Source organism: Bacteroides mediterraneensis (genome assembly GCF_016900355.1).
GTDB lineage: Bacteria > Bacteroidota > Bacteroidia > Bacteroidales > Bacteroidaceae > Phocaeicola.
This window is the reverse complement of sequence record NZ_JACJKA010000026.1, coordinates 33,196-55,302: the sequence shown is the minus strand read 5'-3', so window position 1 is coordinate 55,302 and position 22,107 is coordinate 33,196. Positions and strand designations below refer to the sequence as shown.

18 protein-coding genes are annotated in these 22,107 nt (G+C 45.5%); 12 read left to right on the top strand and 6 right to left on the bottom strand.

Annotated features, from left to right (window positions below):
• Positions 1-535 precede the first annotated feature (535 nt).
• The 4 genes from H6A28_RS12645 to dut are packed head-to-tail and all read right to left on the bottom strand — an operon-like array spanning position 536 to position 4,905.
• Positions 536-1,843 (bottom strand): murein hydrolase activator EnvC family protein, encoded by a 1,308-nt coding sequence (locus tag H6A28_RS12645; protein ID WP_204480663.1) that lies wholly within the window; start codon positions 1,841-1,843, stop codon positions 536-538.
• Positions 1,840-2,673, bottom strand: coding sequence for a DUF4292 domain-containing protein (locus H6A28_RS12640; RefSeq protein ID WP_239465356.1), 834 nt, complete (start codon positions 2,671-2,673; stop codon positions 1,840-1,842). The genes H6A28_RS12645 and H6A28_RS12640 overlap by 4 nt, the downstream gene beginning before the upstream one ends.
• Entirely contained in the window at positions 2,670-4,457 is a 1,788-nt protein-coding gene (locus tag H6A28_RS12635; RefSeq protein ID WP_204473607.1) for a tetratricopeptide repeat protein, read from the bottom strand. Before H6A28_RS12635 ends, H6A28_RS12640 begins: the two co-directional genes overlap by 4 nt.
• 13 nt (positions 4,458-4,470) lie before the next feature.
• Positions 4,471-4,905 (bottom strand): dUTP diphosphatase, encoded by a 435-nt coding sequence (dut, locus tag H6A28_RS12630; RefSeq protein WP_204473606.1) that lies wholly within the window; start codon positions 4,903-4,905, stop codon positions 4,471-4,473.
• 139 nt (positions 4,906-5,044) lie between these two features.
• Between dut and H6A28_RS12625 the strand changes: the two genes are divergently transcribed.
• Positions 5,045-6,376, top strand: a complete 1,332-nt coding sequence (locus H6A28_RS12625; protein WP_204480661.1) for a deoxyguanosinetriphosphate triphosphohydrolase — start codon at positions 5,045-5,047, stop codon at positions 6,374-6,376.
• Positions 6,377-6,381: 5 nt separating this feature from the next.
• Here the strand turns inward: H6A28_RS12625 and H6A28_RS12620 are convergent, their stop codons facing one another.
• Positions 6,382-7,371: a GNAT family N-acetyltransferase gene (locus H6A28_RS12620; RefSeq protein WP_204473603.1), complete on the bottom strand. Its 990-nt coding sequence runs from the start codon at positions 7,369-7,371 to the stop codon at positions 6,382-6,384.
• 24 nt (positions 7,372-7,395) lie between these two features.
• The gene (locus H6A28_RS12615) at positions 7,396-8,214 is read right to left on the bottom strand and encodes a 1-acyl-sn-glycerol-3-phosphate acyltransferase (RefSeq protein WP_204480659.1); all 819 of its coding nucleotides are present in this window, start codon (positions 8,212-8,214) and stop codon (positions 7,396-7,398) included.
• A 267-nt stretch (positions 8,215-8,481) separates the two neighbouring features.
• Between H6A28_RS12615 and rsmH the strand changes: the two genes are divergently transcribed.
• From rsmH to ftsA, 11 genes are read left to right on the top strand one after another with little or no spacing between them, the layout of a single operon-like run.
• Positions 8,482-9,396, top strand: a complete 915-nt coding sequence (gene rsmH, locus H6A28_RS12610) for a 16S rRNA (cytosine(1402)-N(4))-methyltransferase RsmH (RefSeq protein WP_204473599.1) — start codon at positions 8,482-8,484, stop codon at positions 9,394-9,396.
• Between the two features lie 2 nt (positions 9,397-9,398).
• Entirely contained in the window at positions 9,399-9,758 is a 360-nt protein-coding gene (locus tag H6A28_RS12605) for an FtsL-like putative cell division protein (protein WP_204480657.1), read from the top strand.
• Positions 9,755-11,878: a penicillin-binding protein gene (locus H6A28_RS12600; RefSeq protein ID WP_204473595.1), complete on the top strand. Its 2,124-nt coding sequence runs from the start codon at positions 9,755-9,757 to the stop codon at positions 11,876-11,878. The genes H6A28_RS12605 and H6A28_RS12600 overlap by 4 nt, the downstream gene beginning before the upstream one ends.
• Before the next feature lie 6 nt (positions 11,879-11,884).
• Positions 11,885-13,342, top strand: coding sequence for a UDP-N-acetylmuramoyl-L-alanyl-D-glutamate--2,6-diaminopimelate ligase (locus H6A28_RS12595; RefSeq protein WP_204480655.1), 1,458 nt, complete (start codon positions 11,885-11,887; stop codon positions 13,340-13,342).
• 18 nt (positions 13,343-13,360) lie between these two features.
• Complete coding sequence (gene mraY, locus H6A28_RS12590; protein ID WP_204473591.1) at positions 13,361-14,629, top strand: phospho-N-acetylmuramoyl-pentapeptide-transferase; 1,269 nt, start codon at positions 13,361-13,363, stop codon at positions 14,627-14,629.
• Positions 14,630-14,633: 4 nt separating this feature from the next.
• Positions 14,634-15,965 (top strand): UDP-N-acetylmuramoyl-L-alanine--D-glutamate ligase, encoded by a 1,332-nt coding sequence (gene murD, locus H6A28_RS12585; protein ID WP_204473589.1) that lies wholly within the window; start codon positions 14,634-14,636, stop codon positions 15,963-15,965.
• 33 nt (positions 15,966-15,998) lie between these two features.
• The gene (locus tag H6A28_RS12580) at positions 15,999-17,249 is read left to right on the top strand and encodes an FtsW/RodA/SpoVE family cell cycle protein (RefSeq protein ID WP_204473587.1); all 1,251 of its coding nucleotides are present in this window, start codon (positions 15,999-16,001) and stop codon (positions 17,247-17,249) included.
• 38 nt (positions 17,250-17,287) lie between these two features.
• On the top strand, positions 17,288-18,418 hold the full coding sequence (gene murG, locus H6A28_RS12575) for an undecaprenyldiphospho-muramoylpentapeptide beta-N-acetylglucosaminyltransferase (protein ID WP_204480653.1): 1,131 nt from the start codon (positions 17,288-17,290) through the stop codon (positions 18,416-18,418).
• Entirely contained in the window at positions 18,408-19,784 is a 1,377-nt protein-coding gene (locus tag H6A28_RS12570; RefSeq protein WP_204473584.1) for a UDP-N-acetylmuramate--L-alanine ligase, read from the top strand. The genes murG and H6A28_RS12570 overlap by 11 nt, the downstream gene beginning before the upstream one ends.
• On the top strand, positions 19,781-20,518 hold the full coding sequence (locus H6A28_RS12565) for a cell division protein FtsQ/DivIB (protein WP_204473582.1): 738 nt from the start codon (positions 19,781-19,783) through the stop codon (positions 20,516-20,518). Before H6A28_RS12570 ends, H6A28_RS12565 begins: the two co-directional genes overlap by 4 nt.
• Positions 20,519-20,521: 3 nt before the next feature.
• On the top strand, positions 20,522-22,099 hold the full coding sequence (gene ftsA, locus H6A28_RS12560) for a cell division protein FtsA (RefSeq protein ID WP_204480652.1): 1,578 nt from the start codon (positions 20,522-20,524) through the stop codon (positions 22,097-22,099).
• Positions 22,100-22,107: the final 8 nt, after the last annotated feature.

The following is a 22,107-nucleotide window of genomic DNA, read 5'->3' as shown; positions in this document are numbered from 1 at the left end:
ATAGTTTTTAAACATTATCTTTGGGATATATTGCTTGATTCCCTAAGATACGAAAAATTAGGGAGACGGGCAAGTCCTGACTGAGCGAAGTTTGGGCTTGCCCGATTTTTTTGCAGACACAAAAAAGCCCATCTCAAATTTTATTTCAATTTTGAGACGGCCTCTTTTTTATGACATACATTCACCACACTCAACCATTCATCTGCCCACATACCATCCCGATACCTTCCCCAATGCTGAACAGCAGAAAACCTGCCAAACCTTTTCCGCATTTCTTCCCAATGCAAAAGAAGATAAGGCAATAGACAAGCATAATTTCTCTGTTCCACAGTGTGGGATACATAAACCACACTGTGGAATATGTATTTCACACTGTGGGATACAAATCTCACAGTGTGGAACAGAGAAATTATCAAGCAAAAGAAAAGAATTCGTACTTGTCCTGAAAACTTTATTGCAAGACCTTCCACACAAAAAAAAGCCCCAGGCAGCACAGCCACCTGGAGCTTTTGCATAAAGTATAAAAAAGAGTTCTTTAACGATGTATCCAAAGTTCCGGATTCAGTTTCACCGTCTCCTTGCGGAGCTGGAAATGCAGAATAGTTTCTCCGTCGGCATTGGTATGCACTTCTCCCAGTACGTCACGGGCACGTACCAGACTGCCTTTCTTGACCCGCACGGTAGACAGGTTACAATACACGGAGATATAACTTCCATGCCTTACCAACACATTGGTCAGTCCGTTGTACTGGAAAACAGCCGATACTTCCCCATCGAAAATGGCACGTGCATTGGCTCCGGCCTTTCCCTTGATATCCATTCCTTTATTGTCCAACTTCACATTGCGGAGCCCTTTCACCTGATATTGGCCGTAATGCCCTACCACCACGTAGGGACCGGTAATCGGCACCGGAAGAATGCCCTTGTTCTTTTCAAAGACACTGGACAAACGCCGGTCTTCCGAATCTACTTTATAGGCCTCCAATTTCTCTACAGGGGTCTTGCCGGTCTCCGTTTTGGCTGCAGAAGTGCCGGACGCTCCTTTCGCGGCCTCAGCTGCTTTCCGGGCTTCTTCCGCTTTCCGGCGTGCTTCCTCCTCCGCCCGCTTACGGGCCTTTTCAATTTCCTCTTCAATCAAACGGTCAATCTGTGCATTCAGCTTATCGGCCGAACGGCGTTTCTTGGCCAGTTCCGACTGGATGCTGCGCTGTTTTTTCTGCAAACCCGACAGAATCTGCTTACGTTCCTGTTCCTGTGCTTCCAGTTTAGCCTTCTCGGCTTCTCCCTGTTTCAGCAAATCTTCTTTTGCTTTCCGGCTGTTTTTCAAAGAAATAGCTTTCTCGGTCACCTGCTTTTGTTTCCGCTGCACCTGAATGCCCTGCAAACGCTGGTAATCTGCATACTCACGTACATAGCGCAAACGACGGTACATCTGCCCGAAGTTCTCAGCCGAAAAAATAAACATCAGCTTGTCTTGTATGGATTTGTTGCGATAAAGGTATTTCACAGACTGCTCGTACTTTTGGCGTTTCTCGCCCAGTTCTTTCTGAAGCCGTACCAAATCTTTCTCCAGACGGTTTATTTCCTGCTGGATACTGTTCACGTCACTTTCAATGGTCTGAATGTATTTCTGACGTTCCTCTATCTGTCCGGAAATCAAAACCAGATTACCTAACTGGCTTTTCACGTCTTTCTTGGTAGACTGCAACAAGGTTTCCGATTCGGCAATCTGCTGTTTCAGCTCATTCCGCTGCTTCTCCAGCTGCCGAATCTTGCGCGTAGTCTGTGCAGAAAGCGTACACATACAAAGGCAAATACAGAATATGACTATCAGACGCTTCATTTCCCTAACCACATTTTCAGCAAGGTTACCAGTTCCATTTTCTTATACTTGGAAGACAACTCCGTACGAGTTTCCCAATCTTCATTGACAGACATCCGCGACAGGCGCATGTCCAGATTATATTCCTTTCCGGCACCCTGAAGTTCCGCCAAAATGTGCTGGGGGAAATATCCCGGACCTAACTTGGTGAAATCTTCGTACGTCCATTTCAAGGCATAGGCCGTCCCCGAAAGCGATACAGAAGTGGTTTCCAGCCAGCCTTTGTCGGCCGTCGTCCAGAAACGATAAGCCAGTTTCTTGCTGTCCTTCACCTCCCACAGCGCACGTGTTCCCTCTGCGGTCATCCGGAAGCGGTGCAGGTCGGACACTTCCACCTGGTCTTTGCCGGGCAGGAAAATCTCATTCAGGAACAACGACTGCAACACATTAAAGCTCAAATTCAGGTTGGTCATCCGGTTCAGTTCGCTGAACGAAAGTTCCACATATTGCTTATGAAGCCGGTCGACTGCCAGAATACGTTCGGGAGAAATCTCCAGCCGCGCCACTTCAATGCCCAACAATGGGGCCACCGACAATTGTATCACCTCCCCTTTCTTCATTCGGAGCGTAGCCGACAGTTTCGTATTCTTGCTACCTCCTGTCTGCAAATTCAAGGCCACTTTTCCGGTCACACAGTTCCATTGTGGAAAACCAGCAATCACCTTCTCCTGATATTCCTCCCCCTTCAGTCCTCCAATCATCGGCACACGCTCCGCATGACGTGAAGTACCGCAGGCAGACATCAGTGCCACAAGGCAAACAATATATAACCAATGAATCAGCTGTTTCATTCTTCAATGTATTCTTTCAAAGCGATTTTACGTTTCAGGCGCTTCAATTCGGCCTCTGTCCGAGGAGTTTCTCCATTTCCTTCCTTAACCTCCATACCATCGGCTTTCTTCCAGTATTCCAAGGCCTTGTCTTTCTCGCCTAACATATAGTAAATGTCACCACAATGCTCCACAATGACCTGGCTGCTATCTCCTCCATTCTTCATGGCCTGATCAATATAAATGCGAGCCTCGGTGTAACGTTTCTTTTCAAACAAAATCCACGCATACGTATCCAAGTAAGTGGAATTCTCCGGTTCTGCCTTTACGGTCTTGTAACTCATTTCTTCCGCCTTGTCCAGATGCGTCCGTTCCACAGACAAATAATAAGCATAATTGTTGAGCGTACCGATGTTATTCGGATTGTACACCAATGAAGAGTCATAAGCCGCATAGGCCTCAGCCTTCATTTCCTTGGAATGATACAAATCGCCCAAAATAGCATAAAAATCGGAGACAATCATCTTGTCACTCTTTTCGTTGACCTGTTTCAATCCTTTTTGGAAGATTTCCAATGCCTTGTCTGTTTCCTCTTTCTGATAATGGGCCAATCCCAGGTAGTAGTAGAATTCCATCGCATCCGGATTATACTGCAAGGCCGGAGTCGCCACACGAATCACCTCATCCAAATCATTGTCACGGATGGCATAACTCAATAGTTGCAGACGGGCCGGTTTGTTCTCCGGATCGAGCGACAACACCTGATTCAACACCGGCACAGACTCCTTATCCATGTGCTTGGTAATCATATATTGCGCACAAAGCATCGACAAATCAGCATTCTGCTGCGGACGGGCCAAAATATTCTTGAACAAGGCCACAATCTGCGTACTGTCTTTTGTGGTCTGTTCCGATTGGAGAATCAGCTGCCGCATGATGTTCATTTTGGTATCCGACTCCACGTTATCGTTCAGCAAAATGGTATCCAGCTGTTGCTGGTACAGGCTGTCTTTCCCTAACTGTTTGTAATAAGAAGCCATTGACAGCAGGGCTGGTGCATAGCCCGGTTCTTCCTTTAAGATTTTCTGGTAAACCGCATACGCCTCGTCGGGTTTGTTGTTGTTCAGATACACATCACCTAAAATAGTCTGATAGCGCAAGTCGTACGGATATTCCTTCGACAGACTTTCAATTTCATTGAAGGCCTGTTCCTGATTGTCCATCAGCAAGTACATCCGGAACTTCTCCATACTGATCTGCTCGGACTTCCCATCCAGTTCTTCCAGACGGTTCAACACCGTAATTACCTGGTCATAACTCTTGGTCTGGTTGTACAAATCCACCAGCGCCATAAGCGGTTCCAGCCGGGCAGGGAACTGATGTGCCATATCTTCATACACGGCAATGGCTTTGGGCCAGTCACGTTTCTGCTGGTAATAGGCGGCCAATGTCTGCTTGTACCAGAAGTTTGACTCATCCGAACGAACAGCCTTCTTCAGTGCTTCTTCGCCTTTCTTTTCTTGCCCCAGTACCATATAAAACCGGGAGATATCATACAAAGCAGGTCCCGAATTGGGATAAATGTCCAGACAATGCTTATAAAGTTCGAAGGCTGCATCGTAATCCCCTTTTTGTTTTAAACGGACAGCCTCCAGGAAAAAATAATCATACTTCCTGCGCTGTTCATAAGATAAAGGATCTTTGTCCTCATTTGCCAGGTTATGCTTGGCGGCCTGCTGCCTTCCTGTAGTTCCACAAGCCACAAGCAACAGGACCATTCCGATGATTCCTATTAATTTTCTCATACCCAGTCAAGATTTATACCGTTCCCGTGTGACCGAATCCTCCTGCCCCACGTTCCGTTTCATCCAACACTTCCACTTCTTCCCACTCTGCCTGTTCGTGACGGGCAATGACCATCTGAGCGATGCGCTCTCCATCTTCAATCACGAACTCATCAGCCGACAGGTTGACCAGTATCACATTGATTTCTCCACGATAATCGGCATCAATCGTACCCGGAGAGTTCAGCACGGTAATCCCTTTCTTGATAGCCAGTCCGCTACGGGGACGTACCTGTGCTTCATAACCTTTCGGAAGAGCCAAAAACAAGCCCGTAGGTACCAGACAACGCTGTAAAGGCTTCAGTACGATAGGCTCTGCAAGATTAGCACGAAGATCAACTCCCGCCGACTGGGGGGTAGCATATTGCGGCAACGGATGCCGGGAAGTATTTATAATCTGTATTTTCATCTTATTTATATCCTTTATAAAGTTGCGAAGTTACACAATCCACCGAATTAATAGTTACGTTTACCATTTTTTTATATTTTTGCACTTAACTTTTAGAGCTTCTTTAAAATTAAATGTCACATCACAAAGGAGTTACGCCATGAACTGGGAACAATTACTATCCAATAAACGATTTGGGCTGGAAAACCTTCACGAACACCGTAAAGAAGACCGTACAGAATTTCAACGCGACTATGACCGTCTGATTTTCTCCGCCCCCTTCCGACGCTTACAGAACAAGACACAAGTATTTCCGCTTCCGGGAAGTATCTTTGTCCATAACCGACTGACTCACAGTCTGGAAGTGTCGTGCGTGGGACGTTCATTGGGAAACAAGATTTCGACAGAATTACTGAAACTGCATCCGGAACTACAGCATACTCATATTTCTGAAATCGGCTCCATCGTGGCAGCCGCCTGCCTGGCACACGACTTGGGAAATCCTCCTTTCGGGCATTCCGGAGAGAAAGCCATCGGTACCTATTTCTCGGAAGGGAAAGGACGAAGCCTGCAAAAAGAATTTTCTGCCAAAGAATGGGATGACTTCACCCACTTTGAAGGAAACGCCAATGCCTTCCGCCTGTTGACACACCAGTTTCAAGGAAGACGTCCGGGCGGTTTCGTACTGACCTATGCCACACTGGCTTCCATCGTAAAGTATCCGTTCTCTTCGCAACTGGCTGGAAGCAAACAAAAATTCGGATTTTTCCTCAGTGAAGAAGACGGTTTCAAGAAGATTGCACAAGAACTGGGACTCAAACAGCTCAGCAAGGAAGGAGAGCCCTTACGATTTTGCCGTCACCCGCTGGTGTATCTGGTAGAAGCCGCCGACGACATCTGTTACCAGATGATGGACATCGAGGATGCGCACAAACTGAAAATACTCACCACGCAGGAAACCAAAGAGCTGTACCTCCGCTTTTTTGCTCCTGAAAAGATGGACCACATCCAATCCATCTGCAAGATGGTGGACGATACCAACGAACAGATTGCCTACCTGCGTTCATCGGCCATCGGAGTCTTAATCAATGAGTGTGTACGTACATTTATTGAAAACGAGAAAGCCATTCTTGACGGTACCTTCCAAGGGACACTGATTCAACAACTGAGTCCGAGAGTGAGAGGAGCCTACGAAAACTGTTCGCATACAGCTTTTGAGAAAATCTACTGTTCCAAGGATGTGGTAGACATTGAACTGGCCGGTTATCAAGTGATTACCACGCTTATCGACCTGATGATTGAAGCCGTACGCTATCCGGAAAAAGCTTATTCACAGCTTCTGATCAACCGGGTATCCAGCCAATATTATATTCAAGCTCCTACCTTATACGAAAAAATACAGGCTGTACTCGATTACATTTCCGGGATGACCGATGTATATGCCCTCGACCTCTACCGGAAAATAAACGGGAACAGCCTGCCTGCTTTATAATCAAATTATTTATGTATCTTGCTGACTACCGGATTGGCCCCAGAAGTGATATGCAAAGCCTCCGGATGCTCACGCAGGTAAGATTCGATGTGACGCACGCGTTTTTCTTCCAGAATCTCGTCGACGGCAATCAGGATACCGGTTTCTTCCACATCGCCAAAGCCATAATTGATGGCCGTACCAAACATACGCATGGTCGGTGACAAACTCATATAGGCATTGACCAACGGCGGAATATTGTATCCCAGTTTACGCACTTCCGTATTCAGCACCTTATAATCTTCCTTGAAGGTATCGTAACAGAATATCTTTTCGAGCACCTTCGGGTCAGTCTCAATCTGCAACGGCTGCATCGGAGTAATCAAACCATCTTTATCATTGAAATGTTTTTTCAGGAAATAAAGAATCATGTCACGTCCCAAACGATTGTAGCTGGGGTACATGGTCATTTTGCCAAAGAAATATTTCACCTGAGGCATGATTACCGTCAATGCCCCCAAGCCGTCCCACAAATTATCCAGTGCGAACAAACCTTTGGAACCAGCACGGGTAGACTGATACTCCAATGTCACAAAGGAACGTCCCAGCTCAATGGTCGTAGGCAGATAATCTTTCAGGAACTTTTCGGAGAAATTGAACATGTGAGCGGTAGCCAACACCGGTTTTCCTTCGGCATCAAACTCTACTTCATCTCCCAGCAGGTACCGGTAACCACCTAAAATCTCTTCGGCTTCCGGATTCCAGACAATCAGCTGCTTGTATGGATTTTCCATCAAATCATACTCATCCAGGTCCATCGACTGTCCTGTTCCCCCACCAGCAGCACGGAAAGCGATTTCACGCAAACGGCCGATTTCTTTCAGGACGTTCGGAGCATTTTTCCATGTAACGATATAAATCTCGTTGTTGCTCTTATTCGTGAATCTCAAGCGCTTATCCTCGGTCAGTTCCGACTTGAGCACTTCCTTGTCAATCGGAGCAATAATATCTTCCATAATCTCTATGATTAAATCGTATTTTCACAGTTTATATACTAACTCTCTTACATAATCCGCCCACTCTGCCGATGACTTCGACTTGTCGAATGTCTGCCACGGAATAGGCTTTCCTATTGTCACTTTAAATGTCTTATGCCGATTCTTATACATTTCATCTACCAGATACAACATGGCTATATTAAACTTGATTCCCAAGAACTTGCATACATTGGCCAGATTGTAAAAGAAATTGGAATTACGCCCTTCAAAATGTATAGGCACCACATCCCGGTGCGTTTCCACACTCTTGGTCACAAATGTCTTTTTCCAGGGTAAATCCTTTATCACTCCTTTCTGTCTTCTGGAACAGATTCCGGCCGGAAACATGATAATATGGGAATCTGAATGGAAACCAACTTCTACCATTCTGGGGAAGTCACGCGACTGGGCACCGGTTTTATTGATAGGGATGCACAAGGGAGCCAAGCCATGAAGATTCATCAGCAGGTCATTTACCAGATATTTGATGTGTCCGTCGTAATGCTTGCCTAACATATATCCTAAAGCAATTCCATCTTGTCCTCCCAACGGATGATTGGAGACAAACGTGCACAGACGGTCGGATGGAAGATTCTCCAATCCGCTTACTTCCAGCTTAATATCCAGATATTCCATACAAGCTTCCAAAAAATCGACCCCCGTCTTATCGGACATACGAATCAGAAAAGAATTCATCTCGTCCTGATGTATAATACGCTTCAGATAAGACACCAAAAAACGTGGTATCCGATCGGCTTTTTTGCCGGCCTTGTCCCTTAATACTTTATCAATATCAATTAAAAATATGGAATTTTCACCCATTCTACAAAAGTTTACCTTGCAAAAGTAACGTATCTTTTGAAACCACATTCATTTTACCACAAAAAATACACTTATCCACACAAAAAAAATTTCTCCAGCCTCGAATCTGCATACAAATTGGAAACATACCTGAAAAATATCCAACCCTTAAACAACCTGTTGATAACTTCTTTAAATTTTCTACCAGAAACATAGTGATTGATTCTATGGAAATATCTAATTTTACAGCTTGAATATATAATAAGGTGAATTCATAATCAAAACCGCATGGAACAGACTGAACAGACATATCATATTCCTGTATTATTGCACGAAAGTATCGAAGGCATGCACATCCATCCCGGAGGTATCTACGTGGACGTAACCTTCGGAGGAGGAGGACACTCCAAAGAAATCTTACGCCAAATGGACAGTAACAGCAAGCTGTTCAGCTTTGACCAGGACCCTGATGCCGAGAAAAATATTGTCAACGACCCACGGTTTACTTTTGTAAGAAGCAATTTCCGCTACTTACACAACTTCCTTCGCTATTATGGCGTGGAAAAAGTAGATGCCATCTTGGCTGACCTGGGAGTTTCTTCCCATCATTTTGATGACTCTGAAAGAGGATTCTCCTTCCGGTTCGACGGGAAACTGGACATGCGCATGAACAAACGGGCTGGCATCACTGCGGCCGATATTGTCAACACATACGAAGAGGAAAGACTGGCCAACGTATTTTACCTGTACGGAGAGTTGAAGAACAGCCGGAAGCTGGCCTCCGTCCTTGTGAAGGCCCGGAGCACGAAACCGGTAAAAACGATTGGAGAGTTTATCGACCTTATCAAACCTCTATACGGGAAAGAGAGAGAGAAGAAAGAGCTGGCCAAAGTATTCCAGGCACTCCGCATAGAAGTAAATCAGGAAATGGAGGCCTTGAAAGAAATGCTTTATGCAGCTACCGAGGCCTTGAAACCCGGAGGACGGCTGGTCGTGATTACTTATCATTCGCTGGAGGACCGAATGGTCAAGAACATCATGAAGACAGGAAATGTAGAAGGAAAAGCAGAACAAGACTTTTTCGGAAACATACAGACTCCGTTCAAGCTGATCAACAATAAGGTAATTACTCCCTGCGATGACGAGGTACAACGCAATCCGCGTTCACGCAGTGCTAAATTAAGAATTGCAGAAAAGAAATGACAATGGAACCACAAGAAAATCATACGCCCCAAGAGGCTCCGCATATCACATGGAGAAGCATATTAGGAGGAGAAGTACTGGTACACCTGATGAAGAAACAGGCCAACCTGATTATCCTGATTATGATTCTGGTGATTTTATACATAGACAACCGCTACTCAAGCCAACAGGAAATGATTGAAATAGACCGCCTCAAGAAAGAGCTGATTGATACAAAATACGATGCCCTGACCATCTCATCCGAGCTGACAGAACGTAGCCGCCAGTCGCGCATTGAAGAATACATCTCTGTAGAAGGCACCCCTCTGAAAACAGCTTCCACCCCACCCTATTTAATCAAAAAGGAGGATACTGAAAAATGATACCCGGACAGAAAAATATCATTTTACGCTATACACTTATCGTATTCGTCATGGCATTGCTGGCCATTGCAATCATTGCAAAGGCCGCCATCATCATGTTTGCCGAACGACAATACTGGAAGGATGTGGCCGACCGCTTCGTAAAGGAAAACGTCATCGTCCATCCCACCAGAGGCAACATTATTTCAGCCGATGGAAAACTGATGGCCAGCAGCCTGCCTGAGTACAAGATTTACATGGATTTCAAAGCGGGAGGAGAAAAGAAAGATACCATGCTGATGAATCACTTGACAGAAATCTGCGAAGGCCTGCACCAAATTTTCCCAGACAAAAGTGCCAAAGAATTCAGACAGCATATCTTGAAAGGAAGAAGACTAAAAAGCCGGAACTATCTGCTTTATCCCCGACGTATTTCCTACATTGAATACAAAGAAGCCAAACAATTGCCAGTGTTCAACCTCAGCAAATACAAAGGGGGATTCCATGAACTGGCATTCAACCAGCGAAAGAAGCCGTTTGGCTCATTGGCTGCCCGTACCTTGGGCGACATGTATCCGGATATGGAATTAGGTGCCAAGAATGGCATTGAACTTACTTACGATTCCATCCTTCGTGGACAAGATGGTATCACCCATCGCCAGAAGGTGATGAACAAATACCTGAACATCATAGACAAACCGGCTGTTGACGGCTGTGATATCATCACTACCATCGATGTGGATATGCAAGATATTGCAGAAAAAGCCCTCGTGGATCAGTTGAAGACACTCGACGCGGTATTCGGAGTGGCTATTGTAATGGATGTAGCTACCGGAGATGTGAAAGCCAACGTCAATATGACACGGGCTGGCGACGGGAATTATTATGAAATGAGAAATACTGCGGTCAGCAACCTGATGGAGCCGGGTTCTACTTTTAAAACTGCTTCCATTATGGTAGCCCTGGAGGATAAATACATCACCCCTGACTACATGGTAGATACCGGAAACGGTGTGGTCAACATGCACGGCAGTAACATGAAAGACTGGAACTGGTATAAGGGTGGATATGGGAAAATAGATGTAACCCGCATCATGGAAGTATCTTCAAATGTGGGTGTATCTACCATCATCGACAAGTTCTACGGACGTAACCCCCAGAAATTTATCGATGGTCTGAGACGAATGAGCATTGACAAGCCATTGAACTTGGGATTTGTAGGAGAAGCAAGTCCGCGCATACTGGGTCCCAAAGAACGCTACTTTGCCAAGACAACACTTCCCTGGATGAGTATCGGATATGAAACGATGATTCCTCCTATTTATATATTGAACTTTTACAATGCCATAGCCAACAACGGTACCATGGTAAAACCCAAGTTCGTAAAAGCGATTGCAAAAGATGGAGAAATCATCAAGGAATTTCCTACAGAGGTGGTAAACCCTAAAATCTGTTCGGATACAACCCTCACCATGATTCAGGGAATCTTACGAAAAGTGGTTTCAGAAGGACTGGCTAAACCGGCAGGAAGTAAGCAGTTCAATGTATCCGGCAAGACTGGTACAGCCCAGATTTCCCAAGGTAAAGCAGGTTACAAGGCAGGAGGCGTCAGTTACCTGGTCAGCTTCTGCGGATATTTCCCCTCCGAAGCGCCCAAGTACAGCTGCCTGGTTTCCATCCAGATTCCTCACGGTCCGGCATCCGGTGGTTTGCAGGCAGGAAGCGTGTTCAGCCGGATTGCAGAACGTATTTATGCCAAACACTTGTATCAGAATTTAGCATCGGCCAAGGATTCAACCTCTGTGTTCATTCCTCAAATCAAAAACGGAGACTTACGTGAAACGTCTTACATATTGAGAGACCTGAACATCAAGAGCAACAGTACCAGCATACCTGTCGGCAATTCACCAATTTGGGGAAAAGCCAATTGTACAGATACGTATGCAGAACTGAAAAAGACCCATACAGACAAACATCTGGTGCCAAATGTAAGAGGAATGGGCGCCAAAGATGCCGTATATCTGCTGGAAAGCCAAGGACTTCGTGTCCGCCTCTCCGGAACAGGAAAAGTAATCAAACAAAGCCTCAACGCAGGCTCATATTTACATAAAGGACAAACTATAACATTAACATTAGACTAAAAAGAGATGAAATTAGAGAATATCCTGAAGGCGGTTAGCCCGCTCCAAGTCATAGGTGATGAAAACCTGGAAGTAACTGGAATCCACATGGATTCACGCATGGTGAAAAATGGCTTCATGTTTGTGGCGGTAAAAGGCACGCAAGCTGACGGACACAACTACATCCCCAAAGCCATTGAGAACGGGGCAACGGTCATCGTCTGCGAGCAATTGCCTGAAAAACAGGAAACACACATCACTTATGTACAACTTGCCGATACGGAAGATGCTGTGGGAAAACTGGCAACTACCTTCTACGGAGATCCAACCTCAAAACTGGACTTAATCGGAGTGACCGGAACCAATGGAAAGACCACCATTGCTACCTTATTATATAATATGTTTCGTTCCTTCGGGTACAAAGTCGGACTGGTTTCTACCGTATGCAACTATATCGACGGAGAGGCCATTCCTACCGAACATACCACCCCCGACCCTATCACGCTGAACCAGCTATTAGGCCGTATGGCTGATGAAGGATGCAAATATGCGTTCATGGAAGTCAGCTCACACTCTGTAGTGCAGAAACGTATCAGCGGACTGAGATTTGTGGGAGGTATCTTCACCAACATTACCCGTGACCACTTGGACTACCACAAGACTTTCGAAAATTACTTGAAAGCCAAAAAGGCATTCTTCGATGGACTCCCGAAACAGGCATTTGCATTGACCAATGCAGACGATAAGAACGGACTGGTAATGACTCAGAATACTAAAGCCAAAGTGGCTACTTATTCTTTGCACACCATGTGCGACTTCAAAGGGAAAGTGCTGGAGGACAGCTTCGACGGTATGCTCCTGGACATCAATAACCGGGAAGTGAACGTACAATTCATCGGACGCTTCAATGCTTCCAACTTGCTGGCCGTATATGGAGCCGCCTGCCTGCTGGGCAAGAAACCGGAAGATGTATTGCTGAAACTCAGCACGCTGCGTCCAGTTTGCGGACGATTCGATGCCAAACGTTCTCCGAAAGGATATACCGCCATCGTAGACTACGCCCATACTCCGGATGCCTTGGTCAATGTGTTGGAGACCATTCATGAGGTACTGAGAGGCAGAGGTCATGTAATCACGGTAGTAGGAGCCGGCGGCAATCGTGACAAAGGGAAACGTCCGTTGATGGCCCAGGAATCTGTAAAACGGAGCGACAAAGTGATTATCACTTCAGACAATCCCCGATTCGAAGAGCCACAAGATATCATCAACGACATGTTGAATGGACTGAACAAAGCAGAGATGAAAAAAGTGATCAGCATTGTTGACCGTAAAGAGGCAATTCGTACGGCATGTATGCTGGCCCAGCCGCAAGATGTAATTCTGGTGGCCGGAAAAGGACACGAAACTTATCAGGATGTCAAAGGAGTCAAATCACATTTTGATGACAAGGAAGTTTTGGACGAGATATTCAAAGGAGAACAATAAAAAAACAGAAAAGAAACAATGTTATATTATCTATTTCAATATTTGGAGCAGTTCGGATTTCCGGGCGCACGTATGTTTGGCTACGTCTCGTTCCGTTCGTTAATGGCCGTAATCCTGTCATTGCTGATTTCTGCCATTTTCGGAGAATACTTTATCAACCTGCTCAAAAAGAAACAGATTACGGAAACGCAGCGTGACGCTTCCATCGACCCATTCAACGTAAAGAAGGTCGGTGTTCCTACCATGGGAGGTATCATCATCATCGTAGCCATCTTGATTCCCTGCCTGCTGTTGGGTAAGCTGCACAACATCTACATGATTCTGATGCTGGTCACTACCATCTGGTTGGGCACACTCGGGTTTCTGGACGACTACATCAAGGTATTCCGAAAAGACAAGGAAGGACTTCACGGGAAATTCAAGATTATAGGCCAAGTGGGACTGGGCCTCATCGTAGGACTGGCCCTCTATTTGAGCCCGGACGTGGTGATTCGTGAAAACATTGAAATCCAGCAGGACGGCCGGGTGGTAGATGTGGTTCACAAGCAAGTAGATGAGAAATCTACCAAAACGACCATCCCCTTCTTCAAGAACAACAACTTGGACTATGCAGACTTTGTTGGTTTCTTAGGAGACCATGCGAAAGAAGCAGGCTGGATTGTATTTGTACTGGTGACTATCTTTGTGGTGACAGCCGTATCAAACGGAGCGAACCTGAACGACGGAATGGATGGAATGGCAGCTGGAAACTCGGCCATCATAGGGGTAACCCTCGGCATATTGGCCTACGTGTCCAGCCACATAGAATATGCCGAGTACCTGAACATCATGTACATCCCCGGAAGTGAAGAGCTGGTAATCTTTATCTGCGCTTTCATTGGAGCCTTGGTTGGTTTCCTGTGGTACAATGCGTTCCCGGCACAGGTATTTATGGGTGATACAGGCAGCCTCACCATTGGAGGTATAATTGCCGTATTTGCCATCATCATACACAAAGAGTTACTGATACCGATTTTATGCGGTATCTTTCTGGTGGAAAACCTCTCGGTTATCCTACAGGTCAAGTATTATCAGAAAGGAAAGAAAAAAGGAGTCAAACAGCGTATCTTCAAACGTACGCCAATTCACGACCATTTCCGTACCACACTGGCACAACTTGACCCGAATTGTACGTATTTGATCACACGCCCTCACAGCGTATTTCATGAATCCAAGATTACAGTCCGTTTTTGGATTGTGACCATTGTATTAGCAGCAATTACGATAATTACACTTAAAATCAGATAAAGCCATGGCAAGAATTGTCATCTTAGGAGCAGGAGAAAGCGGAACAGGTGCCGCTGTCCTGGCACAGAAAAAAGGTTTCGATACATTCGTTTCAGACATGTCCACCATCAAGGACAAGTACAAAGCGATGTTGAACGAAAGAGGTATTCAATGGGAAGAAGGTAAACACACTGAAGAATTGATTCTGAACGCGGACGAAGTAATCAAAAGTCCGGGAATCCCCAATGATGCACCGATGATCCTGAAACTGAAAAGCCAAGGAACTCCCATCATTTCGGAAATTGAATTTGCAGGACGCTATACGAATGCAAAAATGATCTGCATCACGGGAAGTAACGGAAAAACCACTACCACTTCCCTGATTTACCACATATTCAAGAAAGCCGGGCTGAATGTTGGGCTGGCTGGTAACATCGGACAAAGTCTGGCATACCAGGTGGCTGAATGTAACTTCGATTACTACGTGATTGAACTCAGCAGCTTCCAACTTGACAACATGTACAAGTTCCATGCCAACATTGCCGTACTGATGAACATCACACCCGACCACTTGGACCGTTACGGCTACGAAATGCAGAACTATGTGGACGCCAAGTTCCGAATTATCCAGAACCAAACCAACGACGATGCCTTCATCTTCTGGAACGATGATCCTATCATCCAAAGAGAACTTCACAAGTACGGCATCCACGGACAATATTTCCCATTCGCCGAGAAGAACGAAGAAGGAGTAGCTGCTTTCACGGAAAAAGATAAGGTATATTTCACCCGTCCTATCGCCTTCAACATGGAAGAGGAGGAACTGGCTTTGACAGGAACGCACAATCTATTCAACTCCATGGCAGCCGGCATATCCGCCAACATCGCAGGCATACGCAAAGAATGCATTCGCGAAGCTTTGCACGACTTCAAAGGCGTAGAACACCGTTTGGAAAAAGTAACCCGTGTAAAAGGCGTAGACTATATCAACGACTCCAAAGCTACCAACGTGAACTCCTGCTGGTATGCCTTGCAGAGCATGAAAACCAAGACCGTCCTGATTCTGGGTGGAAAGGATAAAGGCAATGACTACAACGAAATCGCGGACCTCGTAAAAGAAAAATGTACCGGCTTGATTTTCCTGGGTCTCCACAATGAGAAACTGCATGCCTTCTTCGATGGATTCGGACTGCCGATTGCAGACGTACAAAGCATGAAGGATGCAGTGGATGCAGCTTACAAAATGGCCAAGAAAGGAGAAACTGTACTGCTCAGCCCTTGCTGCGCCAGCTTCGACTTGTTCAAAAGCTATGAAGACCGTGGCGACCAGTTCAAAGAATGTGTCAGAAACTTATAATATAACTTACGGAGATAGAAATCACAAGTATATATGGATTTGCTAAAGAATTTTTTTAAAGGCGACAAGGCAATTTGGATTATTTACTTATTCCTTTGCCTGATATCCATCGTGGAAGTATTCAGCGCATCCAGTACCCTTACTTATAAAAGTGGGGATCACTGGGGCCCCATCACCAACCACTTGACGTTGTTGATGGTAGGTACCATCGCGGTCTGGATTGTGCACAATATTCCCTGTCGCTGGTTCAAAACCTTCATTATCTTGTTGCCTATCTCCTGGGTATTACTGGCAGCCGTTTTTATTCTGGGTTCACTCACCAACGGAGCCAAGCGATGGATTGACTTGGGATTCATCCAGTTCCAGCCGTCTGAAGTAGCCAAGATGGGTACAATCATCACGGTAGCTTTCATCCTATCGCGTATGCAAGAAGAAAACGGAGCTAACAAAAAGGCCTTCAAGTATATATGTATCATTACAGCCTTCACTTGTGGAATGATTGTAACGGAAAACCTGTCGACCGCCGTTCTCTTAGCTGGAAGTGTATTCCTGTTAATGTTTGTAGGACGAGTACCCTTCAAACAGCTTGGCATGCTGGCAGGTGCAGGAATAGTCTGTATCTTCATCGGAGTAGCTACCATTAAATATGTACCGGGAGAAGCATGGGATAAAATCGGATTACACCGTATGGTTACTTGGCAGAGCCGTCTGAACAATCATTTCGACGAAAGTGAAATTCCGGCAGCTAAATTCGATATCAACAACGATGCGCAGATTGCTCACGCCAATATTGCCATTGCCAGCAGTAACATCATAGGAAAAGGCCCCGGCAACAGTGTTCAGCGAGATTTCCTGTCACAAGCCTTTTCAGACTTTATCTATGCCATCATCATCGAAGAATTAGGACTTGTGGGAGGCGCCTTTGTGGCCGCCCTTTATATCCTTCTGTTGATGAGAATCGGGAAAATAGCCAGAAGCTGTGACAAATCCTACTACGTCTTCCTCATTACAGGCATTGGAATTCTACTGGTCATGCAAGCCACGTTCAACATGCTGGTGGCTGTAGGTATCATGCCCGTCACAGGACAACCTCTTCCTCTCATCAGTAAGGGAGGAACTGCCACATTGATAAATAGTGTGTACATCGGCATCATCCTCAGTATCAGCCGCTATGTGAACGACCTGAAGCAACGTCAGGAAGCAGAAGCACTGGCACAACAAGCTGGACAAACAGAGGCTATTACCCCAGCCAGCAATATCACTACACAAGAAGAGTCTGTTTAAAAGTTTATTTTTAACTTTGCAGGAAATAACACAACGATATGAAAGAAAATTTACGCATCATAGTAAGTGGAGGGGGAACGGGAGGACATATCTTCCCAGCCGTCTCTATCGCCAACGCCATTAAAGAACTGCATCCGGAAGCTGAAATCTTGTTCATCGGGGCTGAAGGACGAATGGAAATGCAGCGGGTACCGGCTGCCGGATATAAGATTATCGGACTCCCGGTGGCTGGATTCGACAGAAAACATTTGTTGAAAAACATCAGCGTACTCATCAAATTGTTCAGAAGCCAATTGATGGCACGAAAAATCATCAAGAACTTCAAGCCTCATGCGGCTGTGGGAGTGGGAGGTTATGCCAGCGGACCTACATTAAAAGTAGCCGGCATGATGGGTATCCCAACTCTAATACAGGAACAAAACTCTTACGCCGGTGTGACCAACAAACTATTGGCACAGAAAGCAGAAAAGATTTGTGTGGCCTACGAAGGCATGGAACGTTTCTTCGACAAAAATAAAATCATTCTTACCGGCAACCCTGTCCGTCAAGGTCTGTTAAATGAAAAAATTTCCCGAGAAGATGCCATCCGTTCTTTCGGACTGGATCCGAACAAGAAAACCATCCTGATTATCGGAGGGAGCCTGGGAGCACGTACCATCAACAACTGCATGATGCAAGGATTTGACAAGATAAAAGAATCCGGTGTACAATTCATCTGGCAGACTGGTAAGATCTACATCAATGAAGCCAAACAGGCTGTCCAGAATTATGGCAACTTGCCCATGTTGTACACTACTGACTTCATTTCAGATATGGCTGCGGCCTATAGTGCAGCCGACCTCGTTATCAGCCGTGCTGGAGCAGGTTCTATCTCTGAATTCTGTCTGTTAGGCAAACCGGTTATTCTGGTTCCTTCGCCCAATGTAGCTGAAGACCATCAAACGAAAAATGCCCTGGCCCTCGTAAACAAAGAGGCAGCTCTTTACATCAAAGACAGTGAAGCCACACAAAAGCTGCTGGATACAGCTATCGACACCGTACGTAAACCGGATTTACTGGAAGAATTAAGTAAGAACATTAAAAAGCTGGCCATCAAAGACTCTGCAACCATCATTGCCAAAGAAGTCTGCAAGCTGGCTTTAAAATACCAAGAAAGTCATGAACATTAATACGATAAAAGCGGTCTATTTCATTGGAGCCGGAGGCATTGGAATGAGTGCCTTGGTTCGCTACTTCCTCTCAAAAGGGAAAAAAGTAGGCGGTTATGACCGTACCCCGAGCGAATTGACTGAAAAGTTGATTGAAGAAGGTGCCCTGATTCATTATGAAGAAAATGTAGCCTTAATTCCGGAAGAGTTTTTACACCCGAAAACCACCTTGGTGGTATTTACACCTGCCATCCCGGCTACCCATAAAGAACTGGTTTATTTCCAGGAACATCATTTTGAAATCCACAAACGTGCACAAGTCTTGGGCATGTTAACCCAGACCGAGAAAGGTCTGTGTGTAGCAGGTACTCATGGAAAGACCACTACTTCCACCATGGCTGCCTTCTTGCTGGACCATTCGCATGTGGGATGCAATGCCTTTTTAGGAGGTATCTCCAAAAACTATCACACCAATCTGCTGTTGTCGGACAAAAGCGAGTACGTGGTAATTGAGGCAGACGAGTTTGACCGTTCTTTCCACTGGCTGACTCCGTATGCCACAGTGATTACCGCTACGGATTCTGACCACTTGGACATTTATGGTACCCACGAAGCCTATTTGGAAAGTTTCCGCAAATACACTTCCCTCATCCGTCCGGACGGCTACCTGATTATGAAAGAGGGACTGGAACTGAAACCGGATGTCCAACCGGGAGTTACCGTCTATACCTATTCTGTAGACAAAGGTGATTTCCATGCAGAGAATATCCGTATCCACGAAGGAGAAATCTATTTCGACTATATCTCTCCATTGGGCAATATTGCGGATATCCAGTTGGGTGTACCTGTGTATGTCAACATTGAAAATGGCATTGCAGCCATGGCACTGGCACAAATCGGAGGAGCCACTCCGGAAGAGATAAAAGCTGCCATGCCACAATTCAGAGGAGTAGACCGCCGCTTTGATTTCAAGATAAAGAATTCGCACATCGTGTTCCTGAGCGATTACGCGCATCACCCGGAAGAAATCCGCCAAAGCGTGACTTCCATTCGCCGCCTGTACCCAGACCGGAAAATCACTGCCGTATTCCAGCCTCATCTGTATACGCGTACCCGCGACTTCTATCAGGATTTTGCCAGGAGCCTGTCTCTGCTGGATGAAGTCATCCTGCTGGATATCTATCCGGCCCGTGAAGCCCCCATACCGGGAGTCACCAGTCAACTCATTTATGACAACCTGCGCCCCGGCATTGAGAAGAGCATGTGTACCAAAGAAGAACTGCTCGACGTATTGAAACACAAGAAACTGGATGTGCTCATCACACTCGGAGCCGGTGATATAGACAATTTCGTTCCACAAATTTATGAATTGCTGAAAGATAGATGATTAAACGAATTTTCATACTCTGTATTCTGTTAGTGGTTTCGGCCTACCTGGTGGTAGCCGTTACTGTATTCAACCGGCAACCTGAAAATCAGGTCTGCAAGGGTATGAAATTGGTTGTCAAAGACAGCATTGACTATGGCTTTATCACTGAAGCAGAGGTAAAAAAACTACTTAAGGAGAAGAATCTGTACCCAGAAAAGAAACGCATCGGCAGTATCAATGTCCGCCGGCTGGAGGAAACATTGTCCAAACATCCCTTTATCAACAAAGCAGAATGTTATCTTACCTCCGGCGGTAAAGTGGGCATTGAAGTCTACCAACGTATCCCCATTCTCCGAGTGATGAGCAGCAATGGCGACAATTACTATATTGACCAGTCCGGCAAAATCATGAATGCCACCGGCAAACCCATTCATGTAGCCGTCGCCACAGGATTTATCGACCGGAAATTTGCCCAAAAAGAGTTGTACGAATTAGGACTGTATCTCCAACACAGCCCTTTTTGGAACGCTCAAGTGGAACAAATCAATGTAACTCCCAAAAAAGAACTCGAAATTGTTCCACGAGTGGGAGACCATATTCTTTTTTTAGGAAAAGCCACTGATTTTGAAGAAAAATTCAGTAAATTGCAAACGTTTTACAGTAAAGTGCTAAACCGTATCGGCTGGAACAAATACGAACGGATCAGCATTGAGTTTAACAACCAAATTATCGGAACAAGAAAAGAAAACTAACATATGGCAGTAACAGATTTTATAGCAGCTATCGAACTGGGTTCGACCAATATCACAGGGATTGCCGGTAAAAAGAATGCTGATGGAAGTATCCAGATTCTTGCCTATGCCAATGCCCCTTCATCAGATTGTATCAAAAAAGGAGCTATCTTCAATTTAGATAAAACCACACAGATACTGGTTTCTGTTATCCAGAAACTGGAAAACGATTTGCAGGCTTCCATCAAGAAAGTCTATGTAGGAATCGGCGGACAATCTATCAGAAGTATACGCAACAACGTTACCAAACAATTAGGAGAAGATACGAAAATCTCACAAGCACTGATTGAGTCGCTCATGGAAAACAACCGTGAGATTTCATTGGTAGACCAAGAAATTCTGGGTGTAGAGCCTCAAGAATACAAGGTGGGGAATAATCTCCTGACTGAACCAGTCGGAATCTCGGCCGACCGCATTGAAGGACATTACCTGAATATCATTGCCAATCATACCCTGAAAGCCAGAATAGCTCAATGCTTCAAGCAAACAAAATATGAAATAGCAGACTATTTACTTTCACCGGTAGTCACAGCCAATGTGGTACTGACCGACAGTGAAAGACGTTCCGGCTGTGCCCTCGTAGATTTAGGAGCGGATACAACCACTGTAGCCGTATATAAAAACAATATTCTACGCCATCTGGCTGTCATTCCTTTGGGAAGCAACAACATCACAAAAGATATTTGCAGCCTGCAAATAGAAGAAGAGGATGCCGAACAATTGAAGATTCGCTACGGATGTGCCCTTACCCCGCCCGCAGAGGACGAAGATCAGGCCCACGAACAGGAATACTCCATCGAAGGGAAATGTACCGTTCCAGCCCACAAGCTGGAATACATCGTGGAAGCCCGTGTCAATGAAATCATCTCCAACGTGTGGAACCAGATTATGGTTTCCGATTACGGCGATAAGCTGATGGCTGGTTTGGTGCTTACAGGAGGAGCCTCCAACATGCCGAACATTGATGAAGCCTTCAAGCAGATTACTAAAATTGAAAAAATCCGTATCGCTAAAGGCTGTAACATCGCATTGGACGGCGCTATTCAGTTACCCAAGAACGGCACAAAGAACACATTGATTGGCCTATTGGTAGAAGGCAAGGAAAACTGCCTTAAGATAGACCCACGGAAAGGCCACCAGCTGGACTTCATCAACGATCTGGCGGAACAAGAAGCAGAAGCCAAACGGAAAGAAGCAGAACGCCTCAAGGCAGAAGAGGAAAAACGCAAAGCCGAAGAGGAAGCAGAACGTATCCGGAAAATCAATGAAGAAAAGAAACGTCAGGAAGAGGAGCGCAACCGCAAACGGCTGGAGGAATATAACATTTATGTAAAAGAGGCCCGGTTGCAATTGAGCAAGAAGAAATACAAGGCTGCATTGAAAGAAATTGAAAATGCACGGCGTATGCATCTTGCCGAAAAGGAAGAAGAGTTGAACGAACTACAAGCTAAAGTCAATAAAGAAAAGAAAGAAAACAGTTGGATCGACATCTTCACCAAAAAAGTAACCAACCTTTCCGACGAGATTTTAAAAGACAACTGATTACTCAC

Coding starts and splice junctions, on each gene's coding strand:
- H6A28_RS12645 (WP_204480663.1), bottom strand. CDS start 1,843: ATGAAGCGTCTGATAGTCATATTCTGTATTTGCCTTTGTATGTGTACG.
- H6A28_RS12640 (WP_239465356.1), bottom strand. CDS start 2,673: ATGAAACAGCTGATTCATTGGTTATATATTGTTTGCCTTGTGGCACTG.
- H6A28_RS12635 (WP_204473607.1), bottom strand. CDS start 4,457: ATGAGAAAATTAATAGGAATCATCGGAATGGTCCTGTTGCTTGTGGCT.
- dut (WP_204473606.1), bottom strand. CDS start 4,905: ATGAAAATACAGATTATAAATACTTCCCGGCATCCGTTGCCGCAATAT.
- H6A28_RS12625 (WP_204480661.1), top strand. CDS start 5,045: ATGAACTGGGAACAATTACTATCCAATAAACGATTTGGGCTGGAAAAC.
- H6A28_RS12620 (WP_204473603.1), bottom strand. CDS start 7,371: ATGGAAGATATTATTGCTCCGATTGACAAGGAAGTGCTCAAGTCGGAA.
- H6A28_RS12615 (WP_204480659.1), bottom strand. CDS start 8,214: ATGGGTGAAAATTCCATATTTTTAATTGATATTGATAAAGTATTAAGG.
- rsmH (WP_204473599.1), top strand. CDS start 8,482: ATGGAACAGACTGAACAGACATATCATATTCCTGTATTATTGCACGAA.
- H6A28_RS12605 (WP_204480657.1), top strand. CDS start 9,399: ATGGAACCACAAGAAAATCATACGCCCCAAGAGGCTCCGCATATCACA.
- H6A28_RS12600 (WP_204473595.1), top strand. CDS start 9,755: ATGATACCCGGACAGAAAAATATCATTTTACGCTATACACTTATCGTA.
- H6A28_RS12595 (WP_204480655.1), top strand. CDS start 11,885: ATGAAATTAGAGAATATCCTGAAGGCGGTTAGCCCGCTCCAAGTCATA.
- mraY (WP_204473591.1), top strand. CDS start 13,361: ATGTTATATTATCTATTTCAATATTTGGAGCAGTTCGGATTTCCGGGC.
- murD (WP_204473589.1), top strand. CDS start 14,634: ATGGCAAGAATTGTCATCTTAGGAGCAGGAGAAAGCGGAACAGGTGCC.
- H6A28_RS12580 (WP_204473587.1), top strand. CDS start 15,999: ATGGATTTGCTAAAGAATTTTTTTAAAGGCGACAAGGCAATTTGGATT.
- murG (WP_204480653.1), top strand. CDS start 17,288: ATGAAAGAAAATTTACGCATCATAGTAAGTGGAGGGGGAACGGGAGGA.
- H6A28_RS12570 (WP_204473584.1), top strand. CDS start 18,408: ATGAACATTAATACGATAAAAGCGGTCTATTTCATTGGAGCCGGAGGC.
- H6A28_RS12565 (WP_204473582.1), top strand. CDS start 19,781: ATGATTAAACGAATTTTCATACTCTGTATTCTGTTAGTGGTTTCGGCC.
- ftsA (WP_204480652.1), top strand. CDS start 20,522: ATGGCAGTAACAGATTTTATAGCAGCTATCGAACTGGGTTCGACCAAT.